The following is a 15955-nucleotide window of genomic DNA, read 5'->3' on the forward strand; positions in this document are numbered from 1 at the left end:
GCCGCGTCCTAGCAGCCGCGTGCAGCGGAAGTGTGCCTGTGTTTGCGGGGCGCGACAATTGTTCCACTGCGCGAAGCGGCCGGGATCGGTCGCATCTGCGACAATACGCACCCTTTTTGCCCGCAGCTCGTCGCCACGTGGCCAGAACCCGAAACCGCTTCGACCGTACTCCGTTCCAGACCGCGATCACCGACCTCAGCCACGACGGACGCGGCGTGGCCCGCCGCGACGGCGAGGGCGGCAAGGTCACCTTCATCAGTGGCGCCTTGCCCGGTGAGCTGGTGCGGGCCGAACCCACCGCGCGCAGCCGGCATTTCGACGAGGCCAGGACGGTGGAGGTGCTGGAGGCATCGCCGCAGCGGGTGACCCCGCGCTGCCCGCATTTCGGCGTCTGCGCCGGCTGCGTGCTGCAGCATCTGGACGAGTCGCAGCAGATCGTGGCCAAGCAGCGCGTGCTGATGGACAACCTGGAACGCATCGGCCACGTCACACCGCAGGCGGTGCTGCCGGCCCTGGTCGGCGATACCTGGGGCTATCGGCGCAAGGGCCGCTTTTCGGTCCGTCGCGTCGAAAAGAAGGACAAGACCCTGGTCGGCTTTCGCGAGCTGGATCCGCGCTTCGTGGCCGATCTGTCGGTCTGCTACACGGTGATCCCGCAGATCGGCGAGAAGATTCCGCAGCTGGCGGCGTTGGTCGAAGGCCTGGACGGCAAGCGCGATATCCCGCAGATCGAATTCATTGCCGGCGACGATGCGGTGGTGTTGACCATCCGCCATCTGCAGCCGCTCAGCGAGCGCGACCTGCAGGCGCTGACCGCGTTCGCCCAGGCGCACGGCTTTGCGATCTTCCTGCAGCCCGGTGGCGTGGAGAGCGTGCATCCGCTATGGCCGCAGGAGGTGCCGCTGTCGTTCCGCCTGCCGCAGTGGGATGTGGAGCTGGCGTTCCGGCCGCTGGATTTCATCCAGGTCAATGCCTCGCTCAACCAGAAGATGATCGCGCATGCGCTGGCGCTGCTCGACGCCGGGCCGGACGACCGCGTGCTGGATCTGTTCTGCGGGCTGGGCAATTTCACCCTGCCGCTGGCGCGCGGTGTGCGCGAAGTGGTCGGCGTGGAGGGCGATGCTGGGCTGGTGGCACGCGCCCGGGACAACGCGCAGCGCAACGGTCTGGCCAATGCGCAGTTCCATGCGGCCGACCTGACCCAGGACCAGCGCAACGCGGCGTGGATGCGGCAGGGCTTCGACAAGCTGCTGCTGGACCCACCGCGCTCGGGCGCGCTGGAAGTGCTGCAGCAGTTGCCGCTGAAAAAGTTCGAGCGCATCGTCTATGTGAGCTGCCACCCAGGCTCGCTGGCACGCGACGCCGGTTACCTGGTCAACGAGCAGGGCTTCACGCTCAAGGCCGCCGGCGCGATGGACATGTTTCCGCATACCGCGCATGTGGAGAGCATCGCGGTGTTCGAGAGGCGGTGATTGGGGATTGGGCATTGGGGATTCGCAGGAGCGCATTTCCTAAGCCCGCCAGTTAGCCGCTGTGACCAATCCCCAATCCCGAATCTCTAATCCCCAAAATCCCATGCCCATCGAAATCGAACGCAAATTCCTGGTCACCGGCGAGGGCTGGCGTAGCGCCGCGCATGCGGTGATCCCGATGGCACAGGGCTATATCAACGATCAGGCGGCATTGCGCAGCGGTGCGCAGAACGCATCGGTGCGGGTGCGCATCCAGGGCGAGAGCGCGTTTCTCAATCTGAAATCGCGTGAGGTGGGGCATACCCGGCAGGAGTTCGAATATCCGATTCCGGTGGTCGAGGCGCGTGCGCTGCTGGCGCTGTGTGTCGGCGGTCTGATCGACAAGCGCCGGCACCTGGTCCAGTACCAGGGGCATGTGTGGGAAGTGGACGAATTCCTCGGCGACAACGCCGGGCTGGTGGTGGCCGAGATCGAACTCGGCGATGCCGACGAGGCCTTCGCCAAACCCGACTGGATCGGCGCCGAAGTCACCGACGATGTGCGCTATTACAACCTGGCCCTGGCCTCGCACCCGTTCAAGCACTGGAGCGGGGATTTGTAGGGCGGGATTCGGGATTGGGCATTCGGGATTCGTAAAAGCTAACGCGATGCGTCGGACTTGGGCTGATTGCGTTGCGCCCCCCATCCCTGCCTTGGTATTGGGTTTATGCTCTGCGAGTCCCCAATGATGAATTTCCACTCCCCGCCCATGCGCATCGATATCTGGTCTGACGTGGTCTGCCCCTGGTGCTGGATCGGCAAGCGCCGTTTCGAGCAGGCGGTGGCCGCACTCGGTGCGCAGGCACCGGCGCTGGACATCCATTACCACGCGTTTCAGCTGGACCCAGATGCTGGCCTGGAGCCGACCCCGCTGCGTGATGCGCTGGCGCAAAAGTTCGGCGGTGCTGCGCGCGTGGAGCAGATGCTGGCGCAGACCCAGGCCACTGCGCGCGCCGAAGGCCTGCCGTTCGATTTCGGGCGTGGGCAGGTGCAGGTCAGCACGTTGCGCGCGCATCGGCTGATCTGGCTGGCCAGCCGCGAGGGCGATGTCCAGGCTGTGATCGAAGCCTTGTTCCATGCGCATTTTGCCGAAGGCCAAGACGTCGGCGCGACCGCAACACTGGTGACTGCCGGGGCCGCCGGCGGTCTGGACGAGGCCCGCGTGCGCGCGCTGCTGGACTCCGACGAAGGCGTCGTTGCCGTGCAAGCGCAACTGGCGCAGGCCGCTGCGCTGGGAATCCGTGCGGTGCCCAGTTTCGTCATCGATGGACGCAGCCTGATCCAGGGCGCGCAGCCGCCGGAGAGCTTTGCGCAGGCACTGCTGCAGCTGGCGGCCGAATCGGCGCCAATCGGTGGTCCCGATGCCTGCGGGCCGGATGGCTGCGCGGTGTGATCGGCCGGCGGCGTGTGGCAACGGCCTGCCGCTGACGAGATGACGCGGCCCATCCCATCGAGGACGGTTGCGGTGATCGGCGCCGGGCTGGCCGGGCTTGCCTGCGCGCAACGGCTGCAGGCTTCGGGACTGGCTGTGACGTTGTTCGAGCAGGGCGACCTGCCCGGCGGACGCATGCGCAGCTGTGGCGGCGCTGGCTGGCAGTGCGATCACGGCGCGCAGTATTTCACCGCCCGCGACCCGGCGTTTGCCGCAGTGGTGGATGCATGGATTGCGCGCGGTGACGCGGCGATCTGGCCTGCGCGCGTCGCCAGTTGGGATGGCGCCCACCTGCGTGCGTCGCAGGGCGGGTTGACGCGCTTTGTCGGGGTGCCGGACATGGGCGCACCGGCGCGTGCGCTGGCGGCGTCCCTGAATGTTCGGTTGGGCGCCTCTGTGCGATCGCTGCAGCGTGATGGCGAGAGCTGGCAGCTGGAGGTGACAGAAGACGGAACGACACGTAACTGCCGCTTCGACACCGTATTGCTGGCGGTACCGGCACCGCTTGCAGCTGCATTGCTGGCGGACAGCGCGCCCACGCTGGCGACGACGGCCGCCAACGCACGGATGCAGCCGGCCTGGGCGGTGGTGCTGCGTTTCGACATGCCGGTCGACCCCGGGTACGACGCATTGTTCGTCAACGCCGGCCCGTTGCGCTGGGTGGCACGCAACGCCAGCAAGCCGGGCAGGGATGGCATGGAAACCTGGCTGCTGCATGCCACTGCCGACTGGAGTCGGGCGCATCTGTACGCAACGCCTGAAACGGTGATTGCCAGCGTGTTGCCCGCGTTGGCCGCGCTTGGCCTGCCCCTGCCGCAGTCCTGCGATGCGTATCGCTGGACGGTGGCCAGCACTGAGCCTGCCTTGCAGATCGGCTGTGCCTGGGATGCGCCGCTGAGCATCGGCATCTGCGGTGACTGGTTGGCCGGTGGCAAGGTCGAAGGGGCCTGGCAAAGCGGTGTGGCCTTGGCTGCGCGTGTGTGTGCCGGCGATGCCGCCTGCAGTGGGCAGGAGTGATGCGGTGGCATGCGCGGCGGAGATATGCGCTGGCGTGTCGATGCAGAGCGCGTCTGCACGCCAGGCCGTTCGCCAACGCAAACGGGCCGCGCAGGCATGACAGACCATGTGCCGCTATGCAGTGCGCGCGCGCGTGCGACCTCGATTGTTGCGACGCTTTGTGCGCGTGCACGCGCCCGGCATAGATGAGCAATTCTGACGCGACCGCAGGCGAGCGTCATCCGCAGCCAGCTGCACACACGCTGCGCCTGGTCCTGGGCGATCAGCTCAACCCGCAACACAGCTGGTTCGATGTCACCGATGCGGGCGTGGTCTACGTGCTGATGGAAGTGCGCGAGGAAACCGACTACGTGCTGCACCACGCGCAGAAGATCCTGGCGATCTTCGCGGCGATGCGCGCGTTTGCCGCGCGTCTGCGGCAGGCCGGTCATCGGGTGCGTTACGTGGCCATCGACAATCCCAGCAATCGGCAATCGATTCCCGCCAATCTGGACGCGTTGATGGCGCATTACCGCGCCAGCCAGCTGGAGTATCAGGCGCCGGACGAATGGCGGCTGGACAAAGCATTGCAGCACTGGTGCGCGCGGCAGCCGTTCGCCACGCGCATGGTCGACAGCGAACATTTCCTGACCGAGCGCGATGAGGTAGCCGGGTGTTTTCGTGCTGGCGGCCAATGGCGCATGGAAGTGTTCTATCGAAAGATGCGCCGCCGGCACCGGATCCTGCTCGATGCCGCAGGCGAGCCGGAAGGCGGGCGCTGGAATTTCGATCACGACAACCGTGCGCCATGGCCAGGCGATCCGCCCGCGCCGCAGGAGTGGCGCGCCGCGCACGATCACCGCGCGCTGTGGAGTGTCATCGAGGCAGCCGGCGTGCACAGCTTCGGTGCGCCGAATGCCGATGCGCTACCGTGGCCGCTGGATCGCGACGAAGCCTTGCAGCACCTGGATGCCTTCGTTACGCATGCGTTGCCGCACTTCGGTCGCTACGAGGATGCGATGAACACGCGCAGCCCGCGGCTGTTCCATTCGCTGCTGTCGTTCGCGCTCAACGTCAAGCTGCTGCATCCGCGCGAGGTGATCGCGCGCGCGGAGGCGGCCCTGCATGACGGGCATGCGCCGCTGGCATCGGTGGAAGGCTTCATCCGCCAGATCCTGGGCTGGCGCGAGTACGTGCGCGGCGTGTATTGGTCGCAGATGCCCGGTTACGCGCTGTCCAATCGGCTCGACCAGCATGCGCCGCTGCCGCACTGGTTCTGGGATGGGCAGATCGGCATGCGCTGCCTGGCCGATGCGATCGGCAATTCGCTGACCAACGCGCATGCGCACCACATCCAGCGGCTGATGGTGATCGGCAATTTCGCGCTGCTGGCGGGGCTGGACCCGCAGGCCCTGCATCGCTGGTACCTGGGCATCTACATCGATGCGTTCGAGTGGGTGGAGCTGCCCAATACGGTCGGCATGAGCCAGTTCGCCGACGGCGGCCTGCTCGGCAGCAAGCCGTACATCAGCGGCGCGGCCTACATCGACCGCATGAGCGATTACTGTGGTGGCTGCCGCTATCAGCGCAAGGTGCGGGTGGGCCCGCAGGCCTGTCCGTACAACTCGCTGTACTGGGATTTCCTGGCGCGGCAGCGCACGCTGCTGGGCGCCAACGAGCGCCTGGCGCTGCCCTACCGGCAGCTCGACGCCATGGCACCGGAGGTACTGGAGCAGGTGCAGGCGCAGGCCGCGCACTGGCGGGCGAATCTGGAGGTGCTCTGAGCTGCAATCGAAGGGCAGTGGCGGGGCCGAGACGGCCGGAAGCACGGGCCTGCCTGAATGCGCGATCTGACGCTGCAACGCGCATCTGCGACAATGCCGCGCTGCGCCAACGTGGCGCCTGGCCCGGGAGTCCCCCCAACATGCTTCTGATCGGCGTTGCCGGTACCGAACTCAGCGCACAGGAACGCGACTGGCTGCAGCACGACGCGGTCGCCGGCGTGGTGCTGTTCAAGCGCAACTTCGCCTCGCGCACGCAGGTGGCCGAGCTGTCTGCGTCCATCCGCGCGGCCGCACCGCGCCCGGTGCTGATCTGCGTGGACCAGGAAGGCGGGCGCGTACAGCGCTTTCGCGACGGCTACAGCGCCCTGGCGCCGCTGCAGAGCTTCGGCGCGCACTACGCGCAGGACCCCGAGGCCGCGCTCGCCGCCGCGCGCGCACATGCGCAGCTGATGGCCAGCGAAGTGCGTGCCAGCGGCGTGGACCTGAGCTTCGCACCGGTGGTGGATCTGGGCCGCGGCAACCGCGCCATCGGCGATCGTGCCTTCAGCGACGATCCGCAGATCGTGGCCAGCTTCACCCGCGCCTATGTGCAGGCGCTGCACGGCGCCGGCATGGCCGCCACGCTCAAGCATTTCCCCGGCCACGGCACCGTGCTGGAAGACACCCACGTCGACCATGCCAGCGACCCGCGCCCGCTGCAGGTCCTGCTGGCCGAAGATCTGCTGCCGTTTATGGCCGGCATCGAGGCCGGTGCCGACGCGGTGATGATGGCGCACGTGGTCTACCCGCAGGTCGCCCCGGAACCGGCCGGCTATTCGCCGCGCTGGATCGAGCAGATCCTGCGCGGGCAACTGGGCTTTCGCGGCGTGGTGTTCTCCGACGACATCGGCATGGCCGCCTCGTTCAGCGCCGGCGGGGTGGCCGGCCGGGTGCATGCGCACCTGGATGCCGGCTGTGACGTGGTGCTGGTTTGCCACCCGGAACTGGTCGACGAATCGCTGCAGGCCGTGCAGGGCCGCAGCCTCAATACCGCAGCATTGATCGGCCTGATCGGCCGCGGCGCGCTGGGCTGGGATGGCCTGCTCGCCGGCTCCGACGCCTCATTCACCACCCCCCTTTCCGCCTCTTTCGGAACAACTGCCTGATGTCCACGCTCACCATTTCCCAGGCCCTGGCCCAAGCCGATCTGCTGGTCGATCGCCCTGCCATCGATGCGGCGGTCGCCAGCATTGCCGACGCGATCGCGCGCGACTATGCCGGCGAAGTGCCGGTGTATCTCACCATCATGCATGGCGCGTTGCCGTTCTCCGGGCAGCTGGCGCTGGAGCTGGGCGCACGCGGCCAGGACCTGCAGTTCGATTACCTGCATGCCACCCGTTACCGCGGCGAAACCACCGGCGGCGAGCTGGTGTGGAAGCACCGTCCGGCCACTGCGTTGTTCGGTCGCCGGGTGATCCTGGTCGACGACATCCTCGACGAGGGCTACACGCTGCAGGGCGTGCGCCAGTGGTGCCTGGAGCAGGGCGCCACCGACGTGCGCGTGGCGGTGTTGACCGTCAAGCGTCACGACCGTTGCGTGCCTGGTGTGGCCGCCGACTACGTCGGCGTGGAAGTGGCCGACCGCTACGTGTTCGGCTTCGGCATGGACGTCAACGAGCAGCTGCGCGGCATTCCCGCCATCTACGCGATGAAGCAGTAACTGCCGCAGTTTGCCCGCGTCGCTGCGGGCAGCCCGGCGCGCAGGGCTGCGCGTCACCATCCTGTCTTTCGTTGCAGAGGTTGCTTGTGTCCTCCACTTCCATCGCATTGGCCGTCATCGGCGGCACCGGCGTCTACAAGCTCGCACAGCTGGATCAGGTGCAGACGCACGACATCGAAACACCGTATGGCGCGCCCTCCGGCCCGATCCGCGTGGGCATGTTGCTGGGCCACCGCGTGGCATTCCTGGCGCGTCATGGCGAAGGCCATTCGCTGCCGCCGCACAAGGTGAATTACCGCGCAAACATCGCTGCGCTGCAGCAAATCGGTGCTGCGCGGGTGCTGGCGCTCAATACCGTCGGCGGCATCACCGAGCAGTTCGGCCCACGCGTGCTGGCGTGCCCGGATCAGCTGATCGATTACACCTGGGGCCGCGTGTCCACCTTCTGCGAAGAGCCAGGCAGCGAGGTGCAGCACGTGGATTTCGGCCATCCGTATTCGCCGATGTTCCGCAGCAAGGTCATCGCCGCCGCCAAGGTGACCGGCGTCACGATGGTCGCCGGCGGATGTTACGGCGCAACCCAGGGGCCGCGACTGGAAACGATTGCAGAGATCGCCCGCATGCGTCGCGACGGCTGCGATCTGGTCGGCATGACCGGCATGCCCGAAGCGGCTCTGGCACGCGAAAAAGGCCTGGAATACGCATGTTTGGCGATCGTGGCCAACTGGGCGGCCGGCTGTGGCGACGCGCAGGAAATCACCATGGCGGAGGTGTTGGCCAACGTCGATGCCGCCTCGTCCGGATTGCCGGAGCTGATCGGCGAACTTGCACGCGGGTGATTGTCATCGGGGCATAAGCTTTGCATACTCGGCGCGTACGCATCGCCGTACACCACCCATTAATTATTGCAAAGGTCTCGCATCACCATGCCGAACGGTACCGTCAAGTGGTTCAACGACGCCAAGGGATTTGGCTTCATCTCACCGGAGGACGGCAGCGCCGATGTCTTCGCGCACTTCTCCGCGATCAACTCCAAGGGCTTCCGCAGCCTGCAGGAAGGCCAGCGCGTCAGTTATGACGTGACCCAGGGCCCCAAGGGTGCCCAGGCTTCGAACATCACGCCGGTCGAGTGATGTGACTCGATTGTGCGGTTGAAGAACCCCGCCACGGCGGGGTTTTTTTTGCATCGCCCCATGCGGGGTCGGTGCCGTCCAGGGAGCGAAGGACATGCAGCGAGCATTGCGCATTGCGGTAGTGGGTTATGGAACGGCGGGGCAGGCACTGGCCGTGCTGCTGGGCGCCGACGGGCACCGGCTGGACGTGTTCGAACGTGCCGCCACGCCCGGGCCGGTGGGAGCAGGCTTCCTGCTGCAGCCCAGTGGCCTGCAGGTGCTGTGGAAGATGGGCCTGCTGCCGCAGGCGCTCGCGCATGGCGCACCGGTGCGCCGGCTGTATGGCGAAACGCCGTGCGGACGCGCGGTGATGGACATGCAGTACCGCGATCTGGATGCGCGGCTGATGGGCCTGGGCATGCAGCGCGGCGCTTTGTTTACGCTGTTGCGCGAGGCCTGGTCAGAGCAAGCGCAGCTGCATGTGGATACCCGGATCACCGCGATCGATCACGACAGCGCGCGCGTGCAGGACCAGCGCGGGCACTGGCACGGCCCCTACGATCTGATCATCGCCGCCGATGGTTCTGCGTCGAGCTTGCGCGCGCAGGCGCAGGGCACGCGGCTGGATCGGGTGTATCCGTGGGGTGCGTTGTGGTGCTTGCTGCCACGCGAGGACTGGCCGTTCGTCGATGAGTTGCGCCAGCGCTATGTCGGCGCGCGCAAGATGATCGGCCTGCTGCCGGTGGGCACGCGCCCGGGCGACGCCACCCCGCGGCTGAGTTTTTTCTGGAGCCTGCCGTGCAGCGATTTTGCCGCGTGGGAACAGCGCGGCATTGCCGCATGGCGGCAGGAGATTGCGCAGATGTGGCCGGATGCATATGCGCGTCTGGAAACCGTGCAAGTGCATGGCGCATTGGCGCGTGCGAGTTATCGCGACGCGGTGGTGACACGCTGGCATCGCGGCCGCTTCGTGCTGGCCGGCGATGCCGCGCATGCGATGAGTCCGCAGCTGGGGCAGGGCGTCAACATGGCGCTGCTGGATGCGTTGGCGCTGCGCGATGCCTTGCGGGTCGGCGCCGATCTGGATGCGGCCTTGCAGCACTATCAGCGCGAGCGCCAGGCGCATGTGGCGATCTATCACCGCTGGAGCCGTTGGCTGACGCCGTTGTTCCAGTCCGAACGCGATTTCTGGGCGCACGGGCGCGATCTGCTGCTGCGCCCGATGGGACGCGTGCCCGGCGGACGCGGGCATATGCTGCGGGTGCTCAGCGGCACCCAGCACGGCTGGTTCGGCAAGCTGGCACTGGCGCCGGACTTTGTGGACGCGTTGGCGCAACCGGTGCCGCGTGTTGCCGTCGACAAGGCCGAAGCGGCCGCATAGAAGAAGCGGCGGCCTACGCAGTGCCGCGCCCGCTAACGCACCGGCAATGCCAGCGCATCGTCTTCCACGCAGGCGACCAGGCGCTCGCCTTCGACCAGCGTTGGCACGATGCCCGCGGTGAAATGCGAGAACGCCGGCAGGATGGTGACGCGCTCGCGCAACCAGAACGCCGGCCAGCGACGCGACATGCCGGGTAGCGCAGCCAGCGGATGCAGGTGCCCGCACAGCACATGCCCGGTCGGATGGGGCAGCGGATCGTGGCGCAGCACGAAGGGGCCATCTTCTACCTGTTCGCCGGCCGCTTCGATATGCAGGTCGGCGCCCGACAATGCGCGGTCGTGATTGCCGCGGATGGCGATCACGCGCAACGCGCAATGGCGCTCGCGCCATGCGCTCCAGCGGCGATGCCAGGCCGCGCGCGGTACGGGGCCGTGCAGCAGGTCGCCGAGGATCCATAACGCGTCCACCGTGCGCTGTTGCAGCAGCGCATCCAGCCGCTCCAGATCGTGCGCGGTGCCGCCGGCCGGCATTCCGATGCCGGCGCGACGGAACACATCGGCCTTGCCCAGATGCAGGTCGGCGATCAGCAAGGCGCGTTGCGCCGGTCGATACAGCGCGCGTTCGCCGAGCAGTTCCACTGTTTCGCCAGCAAGCTGCAGTTGCACGCTATCGCCCATGTTTACGCTCCAGTTGTTCGGCAGCGCGCAACACGCGGGCCTTCCAGTCTTCGGTACTCAGTTGGCCGCGCACACGTTCGGCCCATAACGGAAACGACAACGGGGTGAGGCTGCGCGGTTTGCACAGGCGCAGTTCGCGCCGCGCGCAATCTTCCAGTGCATGCGCAAGCCGCGCCAGTTCGAGCTGGCCTTCGAACACTTCGCGCTCGGCCTGGGCAAGCAGCAGGTGATCTGGGTCGAAACGTTGCAACACGTCGTACAGCAATCCGCTGGAGGCCTGCAGCTGCCGCAGGCTGCGTGGTGCACGGCCGGGCAGCGATGGCGACAGCAAGCCGGCCACGCGCGCGATCTCGCGGAACTGGCGGCGTGCCAGTTCGCCCAGGTTGAGGCTGTCGCGCAGATCGGCAAACAGCCCCTCCGGCGACAGCAGCGCCTGCAGGACGCCCGCATCGAGTTCCACATCCTGCGCGGGCGACAGCACGAATCCGTAATCGTTGGCAGCAAAACTGAAGGTATTGCGCTGACGCCTGCCCCAGCGCGCCGCCAGCAACGCGGCCAGCCCTTCGTTGACCTGGCGACCGGCGAACGGATACACGAACACGTGCCGGCCATCGCGCGCCTTGATGCTTTCCACCACCAAATGGTCCGGGCCGGGCAGCGAGGACAGCGAGGCCTGCAGGCGCAGCAACGGCGCCAGCGCCTGCATTTCCGGCGCGTCGCCGGGATCGGCAAACACCGCTTCGACCTCGCGGCCCAGGGCCGACGACAACGGCATGCGTCCACCCATCCATTTGGGCACCACGCCGCTGCCACCCTTGGCCACGCGCACGTAGGCGGTCATGTCTTCCAGCCGCACCAGCTCCAGCAAACGGCCGGCAAATTGAAAACGATCGCCACGGCGCAGGCGGCCGACGAACTGCTCCTCCACCGCGCCCAGGCGGCCGCCGCGTAGGAACTGCACGCGCACGCTGCCGTCGCTGGTGATCGTGCCGATGGACAGGCGGTGCCGCAGCGCGACGCGCCGGTCGATGACCCGGTACACGCCTTCTTCGTCGCGCACGACCTTGTGGAAATCCGGGTAATGCGCCAGCGCGCTGCCGCCCTGCACGATGAAGTCCAGCACCGCCTGCCAGGTGGCGTGATCCAGTGCCGCAAACGCATCGGTGCCGCGCACCTGCTCGAACAAGGCATCGGCCTGAAAACCGCCGCCCAATGCCAGGGTCACGCAGTGCTGCGCCAACACGTCCAGCGACAGGCGCGGCGGCGGCCGTGCCTCGATCTGGCCATGCACGATGGCGCGCCGCGCGGCGGCGTATTCCACCAGTTCCAGCGCATGCGAGGGCACGCACACCACATGCCCGGATTCGCCCGGACGGTGGCGCGCGCGGCCGGCACGTTGCAGCAGGCGCGCAATGCCCTTGGGGCTGCCGACCTGCAGCACCTGATCGACAGCCGGGAAATCCACGCCGAGATCCAGGCTGGACGTGGCGACCACGCAACGCAGGCTGCCGTCGCGCAGGCCTTGCTCGGCCGCCGCGCGCAAGGACGGGTCCAGCGAGCCGTGATGCAGCGCGAGCGTGGCCAGATCGTCCGGCCACACCGCACTCAAGGCCTGATGCCACAACTCGGCCTGGGCGCGCGTATTGGTGAACACCAGGCTGGTGCGCTGCTGCATGATCTTCTGCAATACGCGCGCCAGCTGCGCCAGACCCAGATGCCCGGCCCACGGAAAGCGCTCGCCGCTGTCGGGCAGCAGCGTCTCCAGGGTCATCGCGCGGGGTTTGACGCCCGACACCAGCGCGGCATCGGGGCGATGCGGCAACAGCACGTCGCGTGCCTGCGCCAGGTTGCCCAGCGTTGCCGACAGGCCCCAGATGCGCAGCTGCGGCGCCCAGCCGCGCAGCCGCGCCAGGCACAGTTGCAGCAGCACGCCACGCTTGTTGCCGAGCAGCTCATGCCATTCGTCGACGATCACGCAGCGCAGCGCCGACAGCTGCGGCGCGGTGTCGGGATACGACAACAGCAAGGCCAGCGATTCGGGCGTGGTGACCAGCACATCGAGCTTGCCGCTGCGCGCCAGCCGCTTGTCGCGCGCGCTGGCGTCGCCGGTACGCAGGCCCACCTGCCAATCCAGCCCCAGGGCCTCCACCGGCTCGCGCAGCGCGCGTGCGGTATCGGCGGCGAGTGCGCGCAGGGGCGTGATCCACAGCACCTGCAGCGTGCGTTGCTGTTGGCGTCGCGCGGCCGTGGCGGGCTTGCTCGCCGGCTTGCGTCCACGCGTGGACAAGGCCTCCAGCAGCGGCCCACCGAAGGCTGCCAGCGTCTTGCCGCTGCCGGTGGGCGTATGCAGCAAGCCGGACTCGCCCGCGAGATAGCGCTTCCACACATCACGTTGAAACGGCAACGGCGCCCAACCGCGCTGCGCGAACCAGGCACGCCATTGTTGCAAGGGCGTGCCGCGTGTCTGCGCCGCAGCGCTCACCGTGCCAGCGCCTGCAGGCTGCTCAGGTGGTCGGCCTCGTTCATCGGCTTGTCCTGTCGCCAGCGCAGGATGCGCGGGAAACGCACCGCAATGCCGGACTTGTGCCGCGCGCTGCGGTTGACCGCTTCGAACCCCAGTTCGAAGACATGGTGCGCGGTGACCGCACGCACCGGTCCGAAGCGTTCGGTGGTGTTGGCGCGGATCCAGCGATCCAGCTGCAGGATCTCCTTGTCGTCTAGCCCCGAGTAGGCCTTGGCGATCGGCACCAGCTGGCCCTCGTGCCACAGCCCGAAGGTGTAGTCGGTGTACAGCGTGCTGCGGCGGCCATGGCCGGCTTGTGCGTACAGCAGCACCGCATCGATGGTGAGCGGGTCGATCTTCCACTTCCACCAGTCGCCGCGCCGGCGGCCGGATTGGTAGGCGGAGCTGGCGCGCTTGAGCATCAACCCTTCCACGCCGCGCTCGCGTGCATCCAGGCGCAGCTGCGCGGCCGCCTGCCAGTCGCCGGCCTTTACCAGCGGCGAGGCGACGATGCGTGGGTCGGCGAGCGTGCTCAGCACGCCTTCCAGCAATGCGCGACGCTCCTGCAAGGGGCGCTCGCGCAAATCTTCGCCGTCCAGCTCGAGCAGATCGTAGGCAACCACGCGCGCCGGCGCCGCCGCCAATGTCTTCGGCCCGGGCTTGAGCCGCTGGATGCGCGTCTGCAAGGCGGTGAACGGCATCGGCAAGGACTGCTCCGGTTGCCAGGCCAGCAGCTCGCCATCGATGACCGTGCCGTCGGGCAACTGCAGCGCGGCCTGTTCGATCTCCGGGAAACGGCCATCCAGGCGTTCCTCGCCACGCGACCACAACGCCGCTTCGCCAGCGCGCCGGATCAACTGCAGGCGAATGCCGTCCCACTTCCATTCCAGCAACCAGTCATCGACCGCGCCCAGCGTTTCGACCTCGGCTTCGAGTGGCGAGGCGAGAAAGAACGGGTAGGGCTGCTGGCGATCGCCGGGCAGTTCCTCGGCGGTCAGCAGAGTGGCCAGATAGCCCGGATGCGGCCGCCAGCTGCCGAGCATGCGCTGTGCAATGCGCGCGATCTCTATCCCGGACATCTCCGCCAGCGCCTGCTGCACCAGTCGCTGCGACACCCCCACGCGCAGGGCGCCGGTGAGCAGCTTGTTGAACACCAGGCGCTCGTCGAAGGCCAGGCTGCGCCACGCCTGCACGATGCAGGCCTTGCGCACTTCCACGTCCTGGTTGGCGATCGGCAGCAACCGCTGTTCGATCCACTCGGCCAGCGGCAGATCGGCCGCTTCGGTGATCGGGTCGTCCAGCAACAAGGCCAAGGTCTCGGCCAGATCGCCGACATGGTCGTAGCTGTCGGCCACCAGCCAGTCGGCGATGCCGGCGGTGTCGGTGATCCATTCGCGCAGTTCGCCGCTGCTGGCGATGCGCATGCGCGTGCTGGCCACCTTGCCACCGGCCAGCAGGTACAGCGCCCACGCCGCGTCGAACGGCGGCGCACTGCGGAAATACGCGACCAAGGCCGCACGCTTGTCGAGCGTGCCGGTGCTGCGATCCAGGGTGCGGTACAACGCGGCAAATCGCTTCACGCCGGGCCCTGCAGCTTGGTGCGGTTGTCGGCAGCACGCAGTTCCAGCGCGCGCCGCGTAAATGCGCCCAGGCAGCGCGGGCGCCGGTAAGGTCGTGGCGGCCCGATCACTGCCGCCGGCAGTGTGCGGTGCACGCGAAACGCCAATGCGTGGCGACGGAACGCGAGTGCGCCGGTCAAGCGGATCCGTGGGCGCGCGCGCGCATAACGACGTGCAGGCAAGGGGTTCATTCCTCGGCTCCGAAATCGGTACGGAAGGCTTCGGCAGCGACGCCGCGTTCCAGCAGGTGCTGAATCAAGGCATCGGTGTTGCCGTGGGTGGCGATCACCCGCCGTGCGCCGGTGTCTTCGATGGTGCGCAGCAGGTCCGGCCAGTCGGCATGATCGGACACCACAAAACCGCGGTCATAGTTGCGCCGACGGCGATTGCCGCGAATGCGCATCCAGCCCGATGCGAAACCCTGTTGCGCGTGCCGGAAGCGACGGATCCAGGCGCTGCCGGCCGCCGATGGCGGCGCCAGGACCAGTTGCCCGGCATAGTCGGCGCCACGCGCATGTTCGCTGACCGGTTGGGTATCCAGCATCGGGATGCCGGCCTGGCGATACACCTCCACGCCCACCGCAATCGCGCCATGCAGCAAGGCTGGTTGCGTATCCCAGGCGCGCAATTCCGCCAATACGCGTTGCGCCTTGCCCAGGGCATAGCAATACAGAATGGCGGCCTCGCCGCGCTCTGCACATTCGTGGCGCCAGGCGACGATGTCGGCCGCGACATCGGCGGTATCCGGCCAGCGATACACCGGCAGCCCAAAGGTCGCTTCGGTGATGAAGGTGTCGCAGGGCACCACTTCGAACGGTTTGCAGGTGGGATCGTGCTGGCGCTTGTAGTCGCCCGATGCAACCCAGACTTCGCCATCCACCTCGATGCGCACCTGCGCCGAGCCGAGCACATGCCCGGCCGGATGCAGCGACACCCGCGCGCGTCCCAGCTCGAAGGCTTCACCGTCGGCATGCGTGTGATAGACCTGCTCGCCCAGGCGCCACTGCAGGATCGGCAAGCTCTCGTGCGTGCAGTGGTATTCGCCCATGCCGCTGCGTGCGTGGTCGCCATGCCCATGCGTGATCACCGCACGTGGCACCGGCCGCCAGGGATCGATATGGAAGTCGCCCTGCGGGCAATACAGGCCTTCGGGGCCAAGCACCACCAGATCGCCAAGTTGTCCGTTGCCGTTGCGCATGGGGCAACTCTGGCCAAGCCGGTGTGCAGATCCTGAGAATGGG

At 67.5% G+C, this 15955-nt stretch carries 15 protein-coding genes; 10 read left to right on the plus strand and 5 right to left on the minus strand.

The window, feature by feature from the left end; translation table 11 throughout:
- Positions 1-137: 137 nt before the first annotated feature.
- The 10 genes from rlmD (at position 138) to DYQ94_RS01275 (ending at position 9915) form a co-directional block, all read left to right on the plus strand.
- On the plus strand, positions 138-1472 hold the full coding sequence (gene rlmD, locus DYQ94_RS01230; protein WP_126965711.1) for a 23S rRNA (uracil(1939)-C(5))-methyltransferase RlmD: 1335 nt from the start codon (positions 138-140) through the stop codon (positions 1470-1472).
- A 103-nt stretch (positions 1473-1575) separates the two neighbouring features.
- Positions 1576-2073 (plus strand): CYTH domain-containing protein, encoded by a 498-nt coding sequence (locus tag DYQ94_RS01235; protein WP_126965712.1) that lies wholly within the window; start codon positions 1576-1578, stop codon positions 2071-2073.
- Between the two features lie 147 nt (positions 2074-2220).
- Positions 2221-2904 carry a DsbA family oxidoreductase gene (locus DYQ94_RS01240; protein WP_065031836.1) on the plus strand — a complete coding sequence of 228 codons (684 nt, stop codon included), beginning with the start codon at positions 2221-2223 and terminating at the stop codon, positions 2902-2904.
- 39 nt (positions 2905-2943) lie between these two features.
- Positions 2944-3960: an NAD(P)/FAD-dependent oxidoreductase gene (locus tag DYQ94_RS01245; protein ID WP_126965713.1), complete on the plus strand. Its 1017-nt coding sequence runs from the start codon at positions 2944-2946 to the stop codon at positions 3958-3960.
- 185 nt (positions 3961-4145) lie between these two features.
- The gene (locus tag DYQ94_RS01250; RefSeq protein ID WP_126965714.1) at positions 4146-5723 is read left to right on the plus strand and encodes a cryptochrome/photolyase family protein; all 1578 of its coding nucleotides are present in this window, start codon (positions 4146-4148) and stop codon (positions 5721-5723) included.
- Between the two features lie 140 nt (positions 5724-5863).
- Positions 5864-6868, plus strand: a complete 1005-nt coding sequence (nagZ, locus tag DYQ94_RS01255) for a beta-N-acetylhexosaminidase (RefSeq protein ID WP_126965715.1) — start codon at positions 5864-5866, stop codon at positions 6866-6868.
- On the plus strand, positions 6868-7422 hold the full coding sequence (locus DYQ94_RS01260; RefSeq protein ID WP_016903731.1) for a hypoxanthine-guanine phosphoribosyltransferase: 555 nt from the start codon (positions 6868-6870) through the stop codon (positions 7420-7422). Before nagZ ends, DYQ94_RS01260 begins: the two co-directional genes overlap by 1 nt.
- A gap of 86 nt (positions 7423-7508) precedes the next feature.
- Positions 7509-8261, plus strand: coding sequence for an S-methyl-5'-thioinosine phosphorylase (locus tag DYQ94_RS01265; RefSeq protein WP_039809937.1), 753 nt, complete (start codon positions 7509-7511; stop codon positions 8259-8261).
- 87 nt (positions 8262-8348) lie between these two features.
- Complete coding sequence (cspE, locus tag DYQ94_RS01270; RefSeq protein WP_003488188.1) at positions 8349-8555, plus strand: transcription antiterminator/RNA stability regulator CspE; 207 nt, start codon at positions 8349-8351, stop codon at positions 8553-8555.
- Positions 8556-8649: 94 nt separating this feature from the next.
- Positions 8650-9915: an FAD-dependent oxidoreductase gene (locus DYQ94_RS01275; protein ID WP_160954627.1), complete on the plus strand. Its 1266-nt coding sequence runs from the start codon at positions 8650-8652 to the stop codon at positions 9913-9915.
- Between the two features lie 32 nt (positions 9916-9947).
- Here DYQ94_RS01275 and pdeM read toward each other — a convergent pair whose 3' ends face one another.
- From pdeM to DYQ94_RS01300, 5 genes are read right to left on the minus strand one after another with little or no spacing between them, the layout of a single operon-like run.
- Positions 9948-10592, minus strand: a complete 645-nt coding sequence (gene pdeM, locus DYQ94_RS01280) for a ligase-associated DNA damage response endonuclease PdeM (protein WP_126965717.1) — start codon at positions 10590-10592, stop codon at positions 9948-9950.
- Positions 10582-13074, minus strand: coding sequence for a ligase-associated DNA damage response DEXH box helicase (locus DYQ94_RS01285; RefSeq protein WP_126965718.1), 2493 nt, complete (start codon positions 13072-13074; stop codon positions 10582-10584). Before DYQ94_RS01285 ends, pdeM begins: the two co-directional genes overlap by 11 nt.
- Positions 13071-14675 carry an ATP-dependent DNA ligase gene (locus DYQ94_RS01290; protein WP_102581096.1) on the minus strand — a complete coding sequence of 535 codons (1605 nt, stop codon included), beginning with the start codon at positions 14673-14675 and terminating at the stop codon, positions 13071-13073. Before DYQ94_RS01290 ends, DYQ94_RS01285 begins: the two co-directional genes overlap by 4 nt.
- The gene (locus DYQ94_RS01295) at positions 14672-14905 is read right to left on the minus strand and encodes a hypothetical protein (RefSeq protein WP_024938018.1); all 234 of its coding nucleotides are present in this window, start codon (positions 14903-14905) and stop codon (positions 14672-14674) included. Before DYQ94_RS01295 ends, DYQ94_RS01290 begins: the two co-directional genes overlap by 4 nt.
- Positions 14902-15912 (minus strand): ligase-associated DNA damage response exonuclease, encoded by a 1011-nt coding sequence (locus DYQ94_RS01300; RefSeq protein ID WP_065031828.1) that lies wholly within the window; start codon positions 15910-15912, stop codon positions 14902-14904. The genes DYQ94_RS01295 and DYQ94_RS01300 overlap by 4 nt, the downstream gene beginning before the upstream one ends.
- Positions 15913-15955: the final 43 nt, after the last annotated feature.

Origin of the sequence: Xanthomonas sp. LMG 8993, from assembly GCF_009835065.2 — a bacterium.
Classification (GTDB): domain Bacteria; phylum Pseudomonadota; class Gammaproteobacteria; order Xanthomonadales; family Xanthomonadaceae; genus Xanthomonas; species Xanthomonas arboricola.